The organism is Variovorax sp. SG517 (assembly GCF_013376045.1).
Lineage (GTDB): Bacteria > Pseudomonadota > Gammaproteobacteria > Burkholderiales > Burkholderiaceae_C > Variovorax.
The window spans coordinates 1-2,549 of sequence record NZ_JABMJG010000027.1 but is presented as its reverse complement, the minus strand read 5'-3'; the positions used below and the strand labels follow the sequence as shown (position 1 = coordinate 2,549).

Below are 2,549 nucleotides of genomic sequence, written 5' to 3'. Positions count from 1 at the left end.
TGTTGATTTCCATCCAGAAGTGACCCACTTGGTCGTGTGATTTCCATCTAAATCTGACCCACGTGATAACCCTAACCTGCTGCTTTTAGCAGCAGGAGCACAGGAGTGATTGACGTGGCGACACTGAGTGTCATCAGACGTTGGGCACTGCGAGAGCAACTGTCCATTCGAGAGATAGCCCGGCGCACGGGCCTGTCTCGCAACACCATCCGCAAGTACCTTCGCGAGGGTGAGGCGGCGCCCAGCTACGCGAAGCGCATCAGCCCGAGCAAGCTCGACGCCTTCGCTGAGAAGCTCAGCGGCTGGCTCAAGAGCGAAGCGTCCAAGTCCCGCAAGCAGCGCCGCACGCTCAAGCAGATGCACGCCGACTTGGCCGCGCTGGGCTACCAGGGGTCGTACAACCGCGTGGCGGCCTTTGCACGCCAGTGGTATGCGCACCGCCACGAAGTGCAGCAGACCACCGGACGCGGCACCTTCGTGCCGCTGGCCTTCGGCCCTGGCGAGGCATTCCAGTTCGACTGGAGCGAGGACTGGGCTGTCATCGCCGGCGAGCGCACCAAGCTGCAGGTGGCGCACTTCAAGCTCAGCCACAGCCGCGCGTTCATCGTGCGCGCCTATCTGCTGCAGACCCACGAGATGCTGTTCGACGCGCACAACCGGGCCTTCGAGGTGCTCGGCGGCGTACCGCGACGGGGCATCTACGACAACATGAAGACGGCCGTGGACAAGGTACGCCGCGGCAAGGAGCGAGACATCAACGCGCGCTTCGGCGCCATGGTCAGCCACTACCTGTTCGAGGCCGAGTTCTGCAACCCGGCCTCCGGCTGGGAGAAGGGCCAGGTGGAGAAGAACGTGCGCGATGCGCGGCACCGGCTGTGGCAGCCCGTGCCTGCGTTTGCCACGCTGGCGCTGCTCAACAGCTGGTTGGAGGAGCGCTGCAAGGCGCTGTGGGGCGAGATCGCCCACGGCAAGCTGCCGGGCACCATCGCCGAAGTCTGGGCGCAGGAGCGTGCGCTGCTCATGCCGGTGCCCAGGCCCTTCGATGGCTTCGTCGAGCACACCAAGCGTGTCTCCCCCACCTGCCTGGTGCACTTCGAGCGCAACCGCTACAGCGTGCCGGCCTCCTACGCGAACCGGCCGGTGAGTCTTCGTGTGTATGCCGAGCGCCTGGTGGTAGCGGCCGAGGGCCAGATCGTGTGCGAGCACAAGCGCATCATTGGCCGGCGCCACGACACCGCGGGCCACACCGTCTACGACTGGAGGCACTACCTGGCAGTGCTGCAACGCAAGCCAGGAGCGCTCAGGAACGGAGCGCCGTTCAGCGAGCTGCCGCAAGGCTTCAGGCGGCTGCAGGCCGCGTTGATGAAGCAACCAGGCGGCGACCGCGAGATGGTGGAGATCCTGGCGCTGGTGCTGCACCATGACGAACAGGCCGTGTTGACCGCGGTCGAGCTGGCGCTGGAAGCCGGCGTGGCCAGCAAGACCCATGTGTTGAACGTGCTGCATCGCCTGCTCGATGCCAAGCCCATTGCGCCGGCGCCCGTCACGGCGCCGCAGGCGCTGCGCCTGGTGAACGAGCCGAAGGCCGATGTGCTTCGCTACGACACGCTCAGGGGGCGCGCCTGCGCCGCCAGCAGGTCGCGCAACTGGGTGAGCTGCCAGGAGGTGCGCCATGCGACATGACCCAGCCAGCGGCGCGATCGTGATCATGCTGCGCGAACTCAAGATGCACGGCATGGCCCAAGCCGTGGCGGAGCTGGCCGAGCAAGGATCGCCGGCCTTCGAGGCCGCGCAGCCGATGCTCTCGCAGTTGCTCAAGGCCGAGACGGCCGAACGGGAGGTGCGCTCGGTGGCCTATCAGTTGAAGCTGGCCCGCTTCCCAGCCTACCGGGACCTCGCCGGCTTCGACTTCGCCAACAGCGAGATCAATGAAGCCCTGGTTCGCCAACTGCATCGGTGCGAGTTCATGGACGACGCGCAGAACGTGGTGCTCGTGGGCGGGCCGGGCACAGGCAAGACCCACATCGCGACAGCGCTGGGCGTGCAGGCCATCGAACACCATCATCGGCGGGTGCGCTTCTTCTCGACGGTGGAGTTGGTCAATGCCCTCGAGCAAGAGAAGGCCAGTGGCAACCCTGGCCACATCGCGCACCGGCTGATGTACGCGGACATGGTGGTGCTCGACGAACTGGGCTACCTGCCATTCAGCGCCTCAGGTGGTGCGCTGTTGTTCCATCTGCTGTCCAAGCTCTACGAACGCACGAGCGTCGTGATCACCACCAACCTGAGCTTCAGCGAGTGGGCTAGCGTCTTCGGCGATGCGAAGATGACGACGGCGCTGCTGGACCGGCTCACGCATCACTGCCATATTCTGGAGACCGGAAACGACAGCTTCCGCTTCAAACACAGCTCGGCGCAACCCGTTCAGGCAGTCCAACCAAAAAAGGAGAAAACCAAAAACTTATCCACACCGTGAGCCGGCTGGTTCGCAAAGAGGGTGGGTCAATATTCGATGGAAATCGCGGGTCAGGATTGCATGGAAATCAACA

The 2,549-nt window shown here is 64.5% G+C and carries 2 protein-coding genes; both read left to right on the top strand.

The genetic code is table 11. The features are described from left to right. The first annotated feature begins 105 nt into the window (after positions 1–105). On the top strand, positions 106–1,683 hold the full coding sequence (gene istA, locus FHT32_RS34755) for an IS21 family transposase (protein WP_093308009.1): 1,578 nt from the start codon (positions 106–108) through the stop codon (positions 1,681–1,683). Continuing rightward, positions 1,673–2,476 (top strand): IS21-like element helper ATPase IstB, encoded by an 804-nt coding sequence (gene istB / locus FHT32_RS34750; protein ID WP_132755637.1) that lies wholly within the window; start codon positions 1,673–1,675, stop codon positions 2,474–2,476. The genes istA and istB overlap by 11 nt, the downstream gene beginning before the upstream one ends. Positions 2,477–2,549: the final 73 nt, after the last annotated feature.

Excerpts from the sequence above, each read along its gene's own strand:
- istB (WP_132755637.1), top strand. The coding sequence starts at position 1,673 with ATGCGACATGACCCAGCCAGCGGCGCGATCGTGATCATGCTGCGCGAA.